Origin of the sequence: Bacillus sp. G402, assembly GCF_051172515.1 — a bacterium.
Classification (GTDB): Bacteria; Bacillota; Bacilli; order Bacillales; family Bacillaceae; genus Bacillus; species Bacillus altitudinis.
In genome coordinates this window covers 941,010-955,372 of the sequence record NZ_JBPIZC010000002.1, presented here as the reverse complement: position 1 = coordinate 955,372, position 14,363 = coordinate 941,010, and the positions used below count along the sequence as shown (strand labels likewise).

Annotated in this window: 13 protein-coding genes, 4 tRNA genes and 1 other annotated feature; of the genes, 15 read left to right on the top strand and 2 right to left on the bottom strand. The window is 43.7% G+C overall.

From position 1 onward, the window contains the following. Window positions 1-13: 13 nt before the first annotated feature. From ACSBQP_RS13440 to ACSBQP_RS13390, 11 genes are all read left to right on the top strand, one after another. A tRNA-Lys gene (locus ACSBQP_RS13440) sits at window positions 14-89 on the top strand. Window positions 90-95: 6 nt separating this feature from the next. After that, window positions 96-167 (top strand) — tRNA-Glu (locus ACSBQP_RS13435). 81 nt (window positions 168-248) lie between these two features. After that, window positions 249-325 (top strand) — tRNA-Asp (locus tag ACSBQP_RS13430). Between the two features lie 26 nt (window positions 326-351). Further along, window positions 352-424, top strand: a tRNA-Phe gene (locus ACSBQP_RS13425). Window positions 425-771: 347 nt separating this feature from the next. After that, entirely contained in the window at window positions 772-1,479 is a 708-nt protein-coding gene (yycF, locus tag ACSBQP_RS13420; protein ID WP_017359978.1) for a response regulator YycF, read from the top strand. Between the two features lie 7 nt (window positions 1,480-1,486). Next, window positions 1,487-3,325 carry a cell wall metabolism sensor histidine kinase WalK gene (gene walK, locus ACSBQP_RS13415; protein ID WP_007497390.1) on the top strand — a complete coding sequence of 613 codons (1,839 nt, stop codon included), beginning with the start codon at window positions 1,487-1,489 and terminating at the stop codon, window positions 3,323-3,325. Continuing rightward, window positions 3,315-4,694 (top strand): two-component system activity regulator YycH, encoded by a 1,380-nt coding sequence (gene yycH, locus ACSBQP_RS13410; RefSeq protein WP_008347488.1) that lies wholly within the window; start codon window positions 3,315-3,317, stop codon window positions 4,692-4,694. The genes walK and yycH overlap by 11 nt, the downstream gene beginning before the upstream one ends. Beyond that, a complete protein-coding gene (locus tag ACSBQP_RS13405; RefSeq protein ID WP_024718467.1) occupies window positions 4,681-5,544 on the top strand; it encodes a two-component system regulatory protein YycI in 864 nt (287 codons plus the stop codon). Before yycH ends, ACSBQP_RS13405 begins: the two co-directional genes overlap by 14 nt. Before the next feature lie 6 nt (window positions 5,545-5,550). After that, window positions 5,551-6,345, top strand: a complete 795-nt coding sequence (locus ACSBQP_RS13400) for an MBL fold metallo-hydrolase (RefSeq protein WP_007497388.1) — start codon at window positions 5,551-5,553, stop codon at window positions 6,343-6,345. An 81-nt stretch (window positions 6,346-6,426) separates the two neighbouring features. Next, window positions 6,427-7,614 carry a S1C family serine protease gene (locus tag ACSBQP_RS13395; RefSeq protein ID WP_025208320.1) on the top strand — a complete coding sequence of 396 codons (1,188 nt, stop codon included), beginning with the start codon at window positions 6,427-6,429 and terminating at the stop codon, window positions 7,612-7,614. Between the two features lie 68 nt (window positions 7,615-7,682). Next, window positions 7,683-8,147, top strand: coding sequence for a GNAT family N-acetyltransferase (locus ACSBQP_RS13390; protein WP_282900649.1), 465 nt, complete (start codon window positions 7,683-7,685; stop codon window positions 8,145-8,147). Window positions 8,148-8,185: 38 nt separating this feature from the next. Here the strand turns inward: ACSBQP_RS13390 and ACSBQP_RS13385 are convergent, their stop codons facing one another. Both ACSBQP_RS13385 and ACSBQP_RS13380 read right to left on the bottom strand, forming a co-directional pair. After that, window positions 8,186-9,067 (bottom strand): ABC transporter ATP-binding protein, encoded by an 882-nt coding sequence (locus ACSBQP_RS13385; protein WP_435028491.1) that lies wholly within the window; start codon window positions 9,065-9,067, stop codon window positions 8,186-8,188. After that, window positions 9,068-9,757, bottom strand: a complete 690-nt coding sequence (locus tag ACSBQP_RS13380; RefSeq protein ID WP_008347476.1) for an ABC transporter permease — start codon at window positions 9,755-9,757, stop codon at window positions 9,068-9,070. Between the two features lie 192 nt (window positions 9,758-9,949). Next, window positions 9,950-10,220, top strand: a binding site (T-box leader). Window positions 10,221-10,331: 111 nt separating this feature from the next. Between ACSBQP_RS13380 and ACSBQP_RS13375 the strand changes: the two genes are divergently transcribed. From ACSBQP_RS13375 to ACSBQP_RS13360, 4 genes are read left to right on the top strand one after another with little or no spacing between them, the layout of a single operon-like run. Further along, the gene (locus ACSBQP_RS13375; RefSeq protein WP_435028490.1) at window positions 10,332-11,192 is read left to right on the top strand and encodes an SAM hydrolase/SAM-dependent halogenase family protein; all 861 of its coding nucleotides are present in this window, start codon (window positions 10,332-10,334) and stop codon (window positions 11,190-11,192) included. A 14-nt stretch (window positions 11,193-11,206) separates the two neighbouring features. Continuing rightward, window positions 11,207-11,764, top strand: a complete 558-nt coding sequence (locus ACSBQP_RS13370) for an ECF-type riboflavin transporter substrate-binding protein (RefSeq protein WP_024718471.1) — start codon at window positions 11,207-11,209, stop codon at window positions 11,762-11,764. 19 nt (window positions 11,765-11,783) lie between these two features. Further along, window positions 11,784-13,499, top strand: a complete 1,716-nt coding sequence (locus ACSBQP_RS13365) for an ABC transporter ATP-binding protein (RefSeq protein WP_435028489.1) — start codon at window positions 11,784-11,786, stop codon at window positions 13,497-13,499. Then, entirely contained in the window at window positions 13,490-14,320 is an 831-nt protein-coding gene (locus ACSBQP_RS13360) for an energy-coupling factor transporter transmembrane component T family protein (RefSeq protein WP_081114433.1), read from the top strand. Before ACSBQP_RS13365 ends, ACSBQP_RS13360 begins: the two co-directional genes overlap by 10 nt. Window positions 14,321-14,363 lie beyond the last annotated feature (43 nt).

Sequence of the window (14,363 nt, the reverse complement as noted above, 5' to 3'; positions counted from 1 at the left end):
TTTCACAAACCGAGAGCCATTAGCTCAGTTGGTAGAGCATCTGACTTTTAATCAGAGGGTCGAAGGTTCGAGTCCTTCATGGCTCACCATGTTTTGGCCCGTTGGTCAAGCGGTTAAGACACCGCCCTTTCACGGCGGTAACACGGGTTCGAATCCCGTACGGGTCATTGATTTACTTTAGCGTTAAGCTAATTTTTCCTCACTTGCTTGAAGGAGCACCACGATTGCTTTTTCGGGCAAGTTACTGAGGTCCGGTAGTTCAGTTGGTTAGAATGCCTGCCTGTCACGCAGGAGGTCGCGGGTTCGAGTCCCGTCCGGACCGCCATTTATACATATTCATCTTTTGATGATGGCTCGGTAGCTCAGTTGGTAGAGCAACGGACTGAAAATCCGTGTGTCGGCGGTTCGATTCCGTCCCGAGCCACTTCCAAACGCATCTGCAATCGCAGGTGCGTTTTTATTATGAAAAGAAGGCATAAAAAGGGAGAAGCCGGACCTAGGTAGGGCCCGGCTCCATAAGAAGAAGACGTTACATGTATATAGACGTTTGGTGACTGGAAAAGTTTCAATAAAAAAGGAAAAAGTCATCAAATCTTTTGGGTGAAGTTCTTCTATCCAACGTTTACTAGCAAAGAAAGCCGTTATTATTTTTATCTTTGCCTCGTAAAACGTTATAATAGACAGTGAGCCTTTTTTTCGTAAATGAAAAAGGCGTAATGAGACATGCAAAATGGAATGACATAGATGCTAAAAATGCAGGAGGAAATCACAATGGAAAAAAAGATTCTTGTCGTAGATGATGAAAAGCCGATTGCGGATATATTGGAATTTAACTTAAGAAAAGAGGGCTACGAGGTTCATTGTGCGTATGATGGAAATGAAGCCCTTGAAATGGTAGAAGAAATTAAGCCAGACATTATTTTGCTCGACATTATGCTGCCGAATAAAGATGGCGTTGAAGTATGCCGTGAAGTGAGAAAGAAATATGATATGCCGATTATCATGCTGACAGCAAAAGACTCTGAAATCGATAAAGTCATTGGTCTTGAGCTTGGCGCGGACGATTATGTCACAAAGCCATTCAGTACACGCGAGCTGCTTGCACGTGTAAAAGCAAATTTAAGAAGACAGACGGCTGCTCCGCAATCAGAGGAAGAATCTGAATCAAATGATATCGAGATTGGTTCACTTGTGATCTACCCAGATGCGTATGTCGTGTCTAAGCGTGACGAAACGATTGAGCTAACGCATCGTGAGTTCGAATTGCTTCATTACTTAGCGAAACATATTGGACAAGTCATGACACGTGAGCACTTACTGCAAACGGTTTGGGGCTACGATTACTTCGGAGATGTCCGGACAGTAGACGTGACAGTCCGCCGTCTTCGTGAAAAAATTGAAGACAACCCTAGCCACCCGAGCTGGATCGTAACAAGACGAGGCGTCGGCTACTATTTAAGAAACCCAGAGCAGGACTAAGATTCTTATGAGTAAAGTAGGTTTTTTTCGCTCGATTCACTTTAAATTGACCTTGATTTATGTGCTGCTGATCATTGTCGCCATGCAGATCATTGGCGTGTACTTTGTGAAGCAGCTAGAGCAGTCCTTAATTAATTCCTATGATAATTCCTTGAATCAGCGAATCTACTCGTTATCGTATTACCTAGAACAAGATTCATCGAAAAGCAAGGCAGAATTAAAAGAGGATGCTCAAAAGATCTTAAACGATTTTAACAACAAAGATGAGTCTAATGAAATTTCTGAAGTCAGCTATATTGACGAAAGCAGAGAGGTCATTGCCTCTGTGAATAACGGCAGTCAAGAGATTGCCGGGAAAAAAATCACAGATCAAATCATTAGCCGTATTTTCGCGGTTGGCAAAGACTACGAGAAAAAATTCTATGACCCAGAATCGAATAAACGAGTCCGCATATCAGCGACAGCCGTGAAAAATGAGAACCAAGAAACCGTTGGTGTCATTTATGTGGTCTCATCCATGGAAAGTGTTTTTAACCAAATGCGAACGATCAACACCATTTTGGCGACGGGTACACTCATCGCACTTGGGACGACCGCTCTACTTGGTATATTCATATTCAGAACCATTACACACCCAATTTCGGATATGAGAAAGCAAGCGATCGAGCTCGCCAAAGGGAACTTTTCCAGAAAGGTCCGAAAGTATGGACATGATGAGATTGGTCAGCTAGCGACGACATTTAACCATCTGACGAGAGAGCTGGAGGAAGCGCAGCTGATGACAGAGGGTGAGAGGAAAAAGCTTTCTTCTGTTATCGCCTATATGACCGATGGCGTCATTGCCACAAATCAAAACGGGGCCATTATTCTATTAAACAGCCCGGCACTAGAGCTTTTGAATGTTTCACGTGAAACAGCTCTAGAGATGCCGATCACATCCTTGCTTGGCTTAGAAGAAACTCATACATTTGAAGATTTAGTCGAAAATCAAGACTCCATGCTGCTAGAAATTGAACGTGAAGATCAGTTGTCTGTTTTGCGTGTGAATTTCTCAGTGATTCAGAAAGAGCATGGGAAGATTGATGGTTTAATTGCAGTCATTTATGACGTAACCGAGCAGGAAAAAATTGATGCGGAACGTCGTGAATTCGTGGCGAACGTATCGCATGAGCTGCGCACACCGCTTACGACGATGCGAAGCTATCTGGAGGCTCTCGCTGAAGGTGCGATTGGTGATAAAGAGCTTGCGCCAAGGTTCCTCAGTGTCACGCAAAATGAAACAGAGCGCATGATTAGACTTGTGAATGACCTGCTCCAGCTGTCTAAGTTCGACAGCAAGGATTATCAATTCAATCGTGAGTGGACGAATTTTATCAGGTTTATCTCGCTCGTCATTGATCGTTTTGAAATGACGAAGGAGCAGCATGTCGATTTCATCCGCAACTTGCCGCAGCGTGAAATATATGTGGAAATTGATCAAGATAAAATCACTCAGGTGCTCGATAATATCATTTCCAATGCCATGAAATACTCGCCAGAGGGTGGACACATTACGTTCACTGTCGATTTGGATGAGGAGCAAGGTCTTGTGTTATTCAGTGTCAAAGATGAAGGAATCGGTATTCCGAAGAAGGATATGGATAAAATCTTTGAACGTTTTTATCGAGTGGATAAGGCAAGAACAAGAAAGCTTGGCGGAACCGGCCTAGGCCTTGCGATTGCAAAAGAAATGGTTCAGGCTCATGGCGGAGATATTTGGGCTGACAGCATTGAAGGAAAAGGAACAACGGTAACCTTTACCCTTCCGTACAATGAAGAACAAGAGGATGATTGGGATGAAGCGTGAGACCTTTAAAACCATTATATTGACAATCCTAATTGCGATCAGTCTTGTGTTTACGTGGAATATTTGGATGTTCCAGCCTGTCATGCAGGATCAGGCGGATGCCGGCACACAGGTCGTGGAAACGAAGAAGATTTCAAGCGACGAGCCTCGGAGTCTCATTGATGTCGTGAAGCCGCGTGAGATGTTCATCCATTCCAATGGAGAGCATTTCAAAGTGGATCAAAAGGAACTCTTCCAAAACTTTTGGAATGATGTGAGCCTGTGGGATGTCAAAGAGATTGCTGATGTGTCGGACCAATATTCCGAGCAGAAATTTAAGAATTTCTTCTATGGACGCGAGGGGCAAGGCAAAACATTGGATCTTGTGTTCAATGATCCGATTCCGATTGATATTTTCCAAGCGCTGTTTAAATGGCCGAATAAATCCATTGAATACAACTCGTTTGACCGGATGATTGTGCCGTTCGCTCAGCCGGATAAGGCCAATAAGAAAGTCTATTTGGTTTCATACAGCAAGGAATCGGTGCTTGAGCTAACGATTGAATCTGCCAACTATCGTAATCTGATGGATAGTATTGCAGCCGCTCAAAACGAGATGCCGCGCTATGATCTATATACTTTCTCTACGAATTCAAAACGAGATTTCCTTCTGCCGCAGAAGCAAAAGCAGCTTGAAGCGAAAATGTTCTTTATCGAAACGATTAAGACAAGCAAATTCAAGGACGCTTTGTTTACAGACCCAAGTCTAGTTGGGGAGGAGTCTAATTTAAACCGGACGGTATATACAGATGGAACGAGTCGTCTTGAAGCAAATCAAAAAGACCACCGCATCCAATACCAGCATCGTAATATCAATTCTAGTACCGTATTCCAAACGGGGGATTTGATCAAGCGAAGCGTGAAGTATTTCAATGATACCGGAAGTTTTACCGATAATTATCAATACTTCGGCATTAACAGCAACCAGCAGCTGTCCTTTAATATGTTTATGGATGGACTGCCGATCGTCAACAGCACAAAACATCCATTTGGTATGACATCACTTGAAGTACAATGGGCGAATGATGACATCTTGAGTTATAAGCGTCCAAACTACATTCTCGGCAACAAAGCGAGTCAGAGTGAACAGGTCAAACTGATGAATGGGACAGAGCTGAAAAACTTGATCATCAAGCAGACGAAGTATGATGATTTAGAGAAAATTGAACAGATTTTCCCTGCCTATCAAGCGACATCCACGGCATCAGATCAGGATCAAGCGATGTTTGTCTGGCTAGAGCCGGTATGGTGTATGAAATATAACGGAAAAACCGTCATTTTAACGAATGATTTGCTGACAGAGGGGAGCGAGAATCATGGAGTGGAATAAGACCAAAACGATCTTTATCCTAGCCTTTCTCGTTCTCGATATCTTTCTAGGTTTTCAATACTTTGAAAAGCGATCGACCGATCATTTTGCGATTATCGAAAAAACAGATACGCTGGAAGAAATGAAGGCAGACGGAATCAAATATGGCAATCTATCAGATGAAGCGAAGATTGGATACCGCATTACAGCTGAGAAAAAGCAATATACGAAAAAGGATGTCGACGGATTAGCTGATCAAAAGACGAAAAGCACATTCCCGAAAACCGAGAAAGATGATCCTGTCACCCTGCTTGAAATGACCTTCAATAAACCAGTTGCATTGCCGAAAAAAGATATGAAAACAGCAGCGACCAATCTTGTGAGCCAGCGTTTACTGGATGGCAAGAATTATAAGCTCTGGAGCATCGATGAAGAAACAGGTGAAATCGTCTTTTTCCAAACGTATAAAGGAAAATACATCTTCCAAGAAGGTCTTGATGACACCGAAACTATTGGGAAGATCACATTGGATGTGAACGATCAAAACGAGGTCGTCTCGTATCGGCAGTCGATGGTGACATCGATTAATGAAGTGAGAAAAGAAACCCTTGTCCCGGCGCTTGAAACGGTGAAGGATCTATATACACAAAATATGCTGAGCCAAAACACGACAGTGAAAAAAGTGGAGCTTGGCTACTACACGCAATACCCAGGTGCAAGCACTCAAGTCATGGTTCCTGTATGGCGAGTAGAGATTGAAGGCGTGGCAACTGGTTCAAAGAAAAAGACAGAGGAAGAATATTTGATCAATGCCATTGATGGCTCAACACTTGATCATATAGAGAAAGAAGACAAATCTTCATTGGAGTGAGAGAACATGAGCTTGCAGTTCAGTGTACTAGCGAGCGGAAGTACGGGGAACGCTTTTTATTTAGAAACAGACGAGCATGCTTTTTTAGTAGATGCGGGCTTAAGCGGCAAACAGATGGTAGAGCTGCTTGGTCAAATCGATCGCAAGCCGGAAGACTTGGACGGAATTTTTGTCACACACGAGCACTCAGATCATATTAAAGGACTCGGTGTGATGGCAAGAAAGTACAAGCTTCCTGTCTATGCAAATGCGAAAACATGGAAGGCGATGGAGTCACATATTGGGAAAGTGGATACGGAGCAGAAATTCCACTTTGATATGGAGACGGTTCAATCATTTGGCGGTCTCGATGTTGAATCATTTGGCGTATCACATGATGCGGCAGAGCCCATGTTTTACGTATTCCATTATGGCGGGCGTAAACTTGCCCTTATGACGGATACAGGCTATGTGAGTGACCGGATGAAAGGGATTATTAAATCAGCCAATACGTTCGTATTTGAGAGCAACCATGATGTCGGCATGCTGCAAATGGGGCGTTACCCATGGAGTATCAAACGCAGAATTTTGAGCGATGTCGGACACGTATCCAATGAAGATGCGGCTCTTGCTATGACAGACGTGATTGGAGACGCCACCTCACGCATTTATTTGGCCCACTTGAGTCAAGACAACAACATGAAGGACTTAGCCCGTATGGCGGTCCAGCAGACGCTTGAAATGAAGGGCTTTGTTGTAGGGGATGGCTTTGATTTATATGATACGGACCCGAAAAAAGCAACCCCGCTTTGCGCCGTATGATTTTTACAATCATATGATTAAGATAAGAGCTTCTTACCAACACTATATACATCATCTATTCACTGAAAGGAAGGAAACATAGTGGATTATCGCGATGTAGAGTGGAAGCCGAGACGAAGCAGAAAAGGATATTTCCTATCTGGTCTGATCGGTGTATTGGTAGGAGCTTTTTTAATGGGATTCTTTTTCCCCTATGTGTCTGGACAGAGCGGCAGCCCCTTTGGATGGCAGTCAGCTGGAGATCAGCAGGCATCAGATGGCCCTTTAAAGACCGTCAATGTGAACGTGAATGATGCGGTCACAAAAGTGGTATCGAGTATGTCAGATACAGTTGTCGGCGTCATTAACATTCAAAAGTCGAGTTTCTGGGAAGAAGGCGGTGAAGCAGGCAGCGGGTCAGGTGTGATTTATAAAAAAAAGGGTGACACCTTTTATATCGTGACCAACCATCATGTCATCAAAGGCGCAAACCAGCTTGAAGTGAGCCTTCAGGACGGGACAAGGATCGGGGCAAATCTTGTCGGCAGTGATCAGCTTATGGATTTAGCGGTACTCACGGTCAAAAGTGATAAGATCAAGAAAACCGCCGCCTTCGGCAATTCAGACCATGTCAAACCAGGTGAGCCTGTCATCGCCATTGGAAATCCATTAGGTCTTGAATTTGCTGGCTCCGTCACACAAGGTGTGATTTCTGGAACGGAGCGTGCGATCCCTGTTGATTCTAATGGTGATGGACAGACGGATTGGAATGCGGAAGTTTTGCAAACGGATGCCGCCATTAATCCTGGGAACAGCGGCGGAGCCTTGATCAATATGGACGGCAAAGTGATCGGCATCAATTCAATGAAGATTGCTGAGTCAGAGGTGGAAGGGATTGGGCTGTCTATTCCTGCGAATCTGGTGATCCCTGTCATAGAGGATTTAGAGCGCTATGGAGAGGTGAAGCGTCCGTACCTTGGTGTTGGGATGAAATCACTAGCAGATATTGCGAGCTATCATTGGCAGGAAACGTTAAAACTGCCATCAAAGGTCACAACCGGAGTCGTCGTGATGAGTGTCGAGCCTTTGTCTCCAGCAGGAAAAGCGGGGCTAAAAGAGCTGGATGTCGTGACATCGTTTGACGGCAAGGAAGTACAAAATATCGTCGATCTGCGTAAATATCTTTATCAAAAGAAAGTCGGCGACAAGGTAAAGGTGCAATTTTACCGAAGCGGAAAGAAAAAATCAGTCGAGATCAAACTCTCCCAAACCGATCGGTTCGGTGGCTAGCCAGTTCCTATAAGGGACTGGCTTTTTTTATATGCCCGGCATATGATAAAGAAAAGGGGGAGATACGATTGGTCACATTACAGCCAATGTCACAAACGGATTATGACGTCTTGATAGCGGCGGCCATTAAGCGGTACGCAGAAGAAAAGGTACTCGCAGGGACGTGGAATCAGGAAGAAGCGCAAAAGAACGCAGAGGAACAATTTGACCGGCTGCTTCCTGAAGGCCTTCAGACAGAGGATCATGAGTTGTGGAACATCTTACATGGAGAAGAAGCCATCGGATGGGTATGGCTTTGCTATGATCCAGATCATCCCCAACATGAAGGCTTTATTTATAATTTTATTTTGTTTGAAGCGTATCGAGGAAAAGGGTTGGCAAAACAGGCCATGACGGCATTAGAAGAGCAGGCAAAGTCATTAGGTGTGAAGAAACTATCGCTGCATGTCTTTGCCCATAATCAAATCGCCCGCTCACTTTATGAGAAAACGGGATTTGCTGAGACTGGGATTTACATGAGCAAGCCTTTATAAAAAAAGAGAAGTACCGTGCAGTGAGCGTACGGTACTTTTTACGTGGACATGATGGCATCTTGCGCCGTGACTCGGTATAGATCGACTTTGCATTTCACAAACGCACGGATGATGGCTGGGACTTGAGCTTCTGAACGAATCAACAATGAGGTCTCGTCATCTCTGATCACAAGGTCTGTTCCCACACTTTGTAAGTACTGCGTGAGAACAGGCTTCACCTCATCATCAATCCATGCATGCTTGAAGGTGGCACGAATGGTTGAGGACGTGATGGTTTTCTCTTGAGGATGAGTACTTGAGGACACGATTTTTCCTTCAGATATGAAAGCTGTTTTGGTACAAATAGGCTGGGTGAACCTTGGCTCGTCTGCTGTTAAAAAGACGGTTTTTCCTTCAAATTTTAACGATTCAATCACCCGCTGGATATGTAAGATAGAATCTGCATCAATATCCGCAAAAGGCTCATCGAGTAAAATAAAGTCAGGCTGATGAGCGATGGCCTGAGCCATTCCGAGCCGCTTCTTCATCCCAGATGTAAAGGCACCGACTTTCTCTTGATGATAACGATGTAAGCCAACAAATTCGAGTAATTCTTCATAATAGCTCGTTTTCTGGCGAGTACCCGTAATTTTCGATAAATAGGCAATATGCTCAATAGCAGTCAGCCCTTCATATAAATCTGTATATTCAGGCAGAACACCGATATGATGACGTACTTTTTTTAACGACGTCATGTTCATCATGATAAACGTGCCAGAGGTGGGGCGGGAGATCCCTGTAATGATATTAAAAAAGGTCGTCTTACCAGCACCCTTCGGTCCAATGAGGCCGAAGATATCCCCTTGATGGATATCAAGATCAATATGATCTATTGCGACTTTTGTCCGATATTTTTTTGTCAGCCCTTTTGTGTGAAGCACTTAGACATCCCTCCTCTGAAACAGTAGTGCCGTTCCAACGAGTAAGACAACAGTCAATGCGGCATTCATCAGCACATAGGTCAGCGGTTCACTCCAGCGCGCATAATAATAAGGCGTCACGTATTGGAACCAGTGAATCAACCGTTCTGAAGAAAGAACAGACATCATGCTCATGATTGGAAATAGAAAGGAAAACAACATGCCAACAAACATCGATTTCTGTGGTGTTGGAAAGAGCATGGACAAAAACAAAGCACAGGAGATGCCGACACTGATAAACGTTAATATTTTTAAGGCATCAGAGAACAGAAAACGATGTGAAATCACCATATTTAATATATATGTGGTCATAATGCAACTGAGCCAAAACAGCATCAGCCCAAGATATTTCCCGATGACAATGTTTAAACGGGTCGTTTTGCTGACGAGAAAACGAATGGTTTTCAAATGAATTTCGCGGCTCAAAATATCATGAGATAATAAAAAAATAAGGAAGAAACCAAATAACGAAATCACTAGTTCATTCCCAATGGAATAAGGGTCCTTTGCCTGTTCCCACTTCCCTTGATAAGCAGCTATAAATGGAAGACTTGATACAAAAGTAGATAAAATGAAAATAATAACAATAGTTAAGATGGATTTTGTGCTTTTGAAGAGCTGCTTAAATTCATTCATACAGATGGTCCACACACACTGTACCTCCCTTCATCTTTATTATACCGCTAGAAAAGAAAGACACCATATCTCGCTCTTTAACATTTGCTTAAATTTTATAAAAAAGAAGACTCTTCCAGAACAGTTAACTCATTTTTAAAAATGTTCAGAAAAATATCTTGATTTATCAAAAAACATCATGTATGATAGCTTTAATTCAAGATAGTTAAACAGGCAATGACGAGAGAAAGTACAATCATCAATTTTTCCACAGAGAGCTTCGGCAGCTGAAAAGAAGCAAAAATAATGATTCGAAAAATGGTCTCTGAGCCTCGTGCTGAACATATCCATGATATTAGTAGGTGACGACGAGAGTTGGTACTCGTTATCAAAACCACAGTATATGAGCCAAATTGGAGCTTTGTACTTGTAGAGGCTGTTTAGCGCGAGCAAACAGTAAATAAAGGTGGTACCACGAGACAAATACCTCGTCCTTATGATTCATAGATAAGGATGGGGTATTTTTTATTGTCCACTTTTTTTCATACAAATGTTCAAATGTTCCACGTGAAACACCACAACCATTTTTTCAAATGAAAGGGAGATTAACATGAGTGAACATGCATTGGTTTTACAATCAGATTTCGGTATTGATGATGGAGCGGTCAGCGCAATGTACGGCGTAGCCAATACAGTGAGCAGCGGCATCCGCATTTTTGATTTAACTCACAACATTCCCCAATATGACATTTGGGAAGCGTCTTATCGCTTGCTTCAGACGGTCACATATTGGCCGGAAGAAACGGTATTTGTCTCCGTTGTTGATCCAGGCGTTGGATCAGAGCGAAAGAGCCTTGTCGTCAAAACAACAAGCTCACACTACATCATCACACCTGATAATGGGACACTTACGCATGTCGCACAGGATATTGGCATCGTAGAGGCTCGGTATTTAGATGAAACCATCAACCGTCTGCCGAAGTCAGGGAAATCACATACATTCCATGGTAGAGACATTTACGCCTATACAGGCGCGAGAATTGCTTCAGGTGTGATTTCTTTTGAAGAGGTCGGGCCAAAGGCAAATATAGACGACATTATTCACCTTCCAGTCGTACAAGCTTATGCGGAAGAAGAAGTGATCACAGGGACGATTGATATTTTAGATGTGCGGTTCGGAAACCTATGGACAAACATTCATCATACGTTATTTGAACAGCTTTCAATCAATTATGGGGATGCAATAGAAGTTACCATTGCCAACGGGCCAAAAAATGTGTATAAAAATATCATGACCTATGGACGATCTTTTGCCGATTTAAAGGTAGGCGAACCACTCGTATATGTCAATTCACTCGATCATTTAGGCGTGGCGATCAATCAAGGGTCATTTGCAAAGGCTTATAACATCGGTACAGGCACAGGCTGGCGCCTTTCGATTCGCAAAGCTCCGCGCATTATATACGAATAAGAGGAGGAAACATCATGGCAGGTAAACAACTTTCAACGAAAACTGTCGTTGCCATCGGGATTGGCGCAGCCGTCTTTGTCATTTTAGGACGCTTCGTCTCCATTCCAACTGGAATTCCGAATACACAAATTGAAACATCGTACGCGTTCCTTGCGTTAATGGCCGTGCTATTTGGTCCTATTGCAGGCGCATTGATTGGATTTATTGGTCATCTCATTAAAGATGCGACCACATTTGGACCTTGGTGGAGCTGGATTATCGTTTCGGGTGTTGTTGGTTTATTGATCGGCCTCATTTCGAACCGTTTAAAAGTAGAAGAGGGCGACTTTGGCTGGAAAAAAATCACGCTCTTCAACGCCGTCCAAGCCGGCGCACAAGCATTAGGCTGGTTTGTCATTGCGCCGGTACTCGACATTGTGATCTATGCAGAACCTGCAAATAAAGTGTTTGTTCAAGGCATCGTAGCAGGAATCTCAAACATCATCACAGTCGGTGTACTAGGCACCATCATCATTGCGGCTTATGCGAAAACAAGAAGCAAAAGCGGCAGTCTATCGAAAGAAACATCATGAAGCAAGGTGGAACACATAAATGAAGAAACCGATGATTCAATTCGAACATTTCGGATTCAAGTATCGCAGTCAGGCAGAACCAACATTGAAAGATATCAACCTGACCATCTATGAAGGAGAAAAAGTCCTCATCGCAGGCCCGTCTGGATCGGGAAAAAGCACACTAGCCCATTGTATCAATGGGCTAGTTCCTGCGTCTTATAAAGGTTCTATGGAAGGAAGTCTTCACATCGGCGGGAAAAATGCAGAAAAAGAGAACATTTTCTCCCTCTCACAGCTCGTCGGAACGGTACTGCAAGACCCTGATGGACAATTTATCGGGCTGACCGTTGGAGAAGATATCGCGTTCACACTTGAAAATGATCAAGTCACACGCGAAGAAATGAAAACACGTGTCGAGAAAGCGGCAAAATTAACAGAGGTAGACGGCAAACTGTCATCATCCGTGCATGAGCTGTCAGGAGGTCAAAAACAACGTGTCGCTATCGCAGGCGTACTTGTCAACGATGTCGACATTTTGCTGTTTGATGAACCACTGGCAAGCCTTGATCCCGCAACAGGCAAAGAAGTGATCGATCTCATTGACCGTCTGCAAAAAGAAACGAAAAAAACGGTCGTGATGGTGGAACATCGATTGGAAGACGTCCTCTTCCGTCATGTCGACCGCATCATCGTTGTCAATGACGGCACGATTGCAGCGGATATGACACCAGATGAATTGCTCGCCTCAAATGTATTAGAAGCGGCGTATTTACGTGAGCCTTTATATGTGAAAGCGATGAAATATGCAGGTATTCCGATTGCAGCAGGAGATCAGATCGCTAATTTACAGCATCTCACCTTAAATGACGAGGCAAAAGAGAAAATCGAGCAATGGATGGAAGCATCTGAGCCATCAGTCGAGCAGAATGAAGCGCCGGATTTACTAGAAGTGCGTGAGCTGAGCTTTGATTATCCGACAAGACCAAACACGCTGAGCAACATCTCTTTTACCGTCAAAAAAGGAGAAATGATCAGCATCGCCGGTGCCAATGGCGCAGGCAAGACGACACTATCCAAGGTGCTCTGCGCATTTGAAAAGCCAACAAAAGGGACAATCCTTTTAAATGGCGATGACATCACAGGAGACACCATCAAACAGCGCTCCGAACGAATCGGTGTCGTCATGCAAAACCCAAATCAAATGATTTCGAAACAAATGATTTTTGATGAAGTCGCCCTCGGTCTCGTTTTAAGAGGCGTAAAGGAAGACGACATCAAGGATCGTGTAGAGCGGGTTTTAAAAGTATGCGGGCTGTATCCATTTCGAAATTGGCCGATCTCAGCACTCAGTTTTGGACAGAAAAAACGCGTCACCATCGCATCGATTCTTGTGTTAGAGCCAGAAATCATCATTTTAGATGAGCCAACGGCCGGACAGGATTTTAGACATTACACAGAGATGATGACGTTTTTAGAGCAATTAAATCAGCAGGGCGTCACGATTTTGATGATCACCCATGATATGCATCTCATGCTCGAATACACGACAAGAACCATCGTCATTTCAGATGGAGAAAAAATCGCAGATGATACACCAGCCAAAGTGCTGACAGATCAGCTGCTAGTCCAAAAGGCGAGCTTAAAAGAAACGTCGCTGTATGAACTGGCGCTAAAAGCAGACTGGCCAAATCCAAATGAACTCGTGGATCGCTTCATTGAGGTTGACAGAAAGGAACGAATGACATGGCTGTAGACATGCTGTCCTATATCGACCGCCCGTCGCCGATTCACCGGCTGACAGGTGCAACCAAACTCATTTGCTTTATCCTCTGGTCATCCGCAGCGATGCTCACGTATGATACAGGCGTATTAGTGTTTATGCTAGTTGCCAGTATCGTGTTCTTTCAACTGTCGAATGTGCGATTTCGTGATATCTCTTTCGTAGTGATTGTCTTGGCGATTTTTCTTGTCATCAATAACATCGCCATTTACGTCTTTGCGCCTCAGCAAGGTGTCGCCATCTATGGAGCGAAGCACGAGCTGTTTCACATTGCAGGCTGGTACAATGTCACACTTGAACAGCTTTTCTATCAATTGAACATTACACTAAAATACGTGACCGTGATGCCAGCAGCGCTTTTATTTATCGTGACAACAAATCCAAGTGAATTCGCCTCATCGCTCAGCCGAATTGGGGTCAGCTACCGGATTTCGTATGCGGTAGCGATTGCTCTGCGCTACATCCCAGATATTCAGCGTGATTTTCGAACGATTGCCATTTCTCAGCAAGCAAGAGGCATTGATTTATCGAAGAATGAAAAACTGGGGAAACGGATTAAAAATGCGCTGTCGATTGTAATGCCGCTGATTTTCTCCAGCCTAGAGCGGATTGAAACGATCAGCAATGCGATGGAGCTTCGCGGGTTTGGAAAGCATAAAAAGCGCACATGGTTTACGGCGAAAGAATTTCAAAAAGCAGATTATGTGGCGTTAATCTTTGTTGGAGCGGTACTGATTGTGTCGCTAGTGATTACATTTGTTAGAGGAACGAGATTTTATAATCCATTTTTATAGGAAGGAGCCTTCACAGGAGTGGAGGCTTTTTTATTTGGTTTGT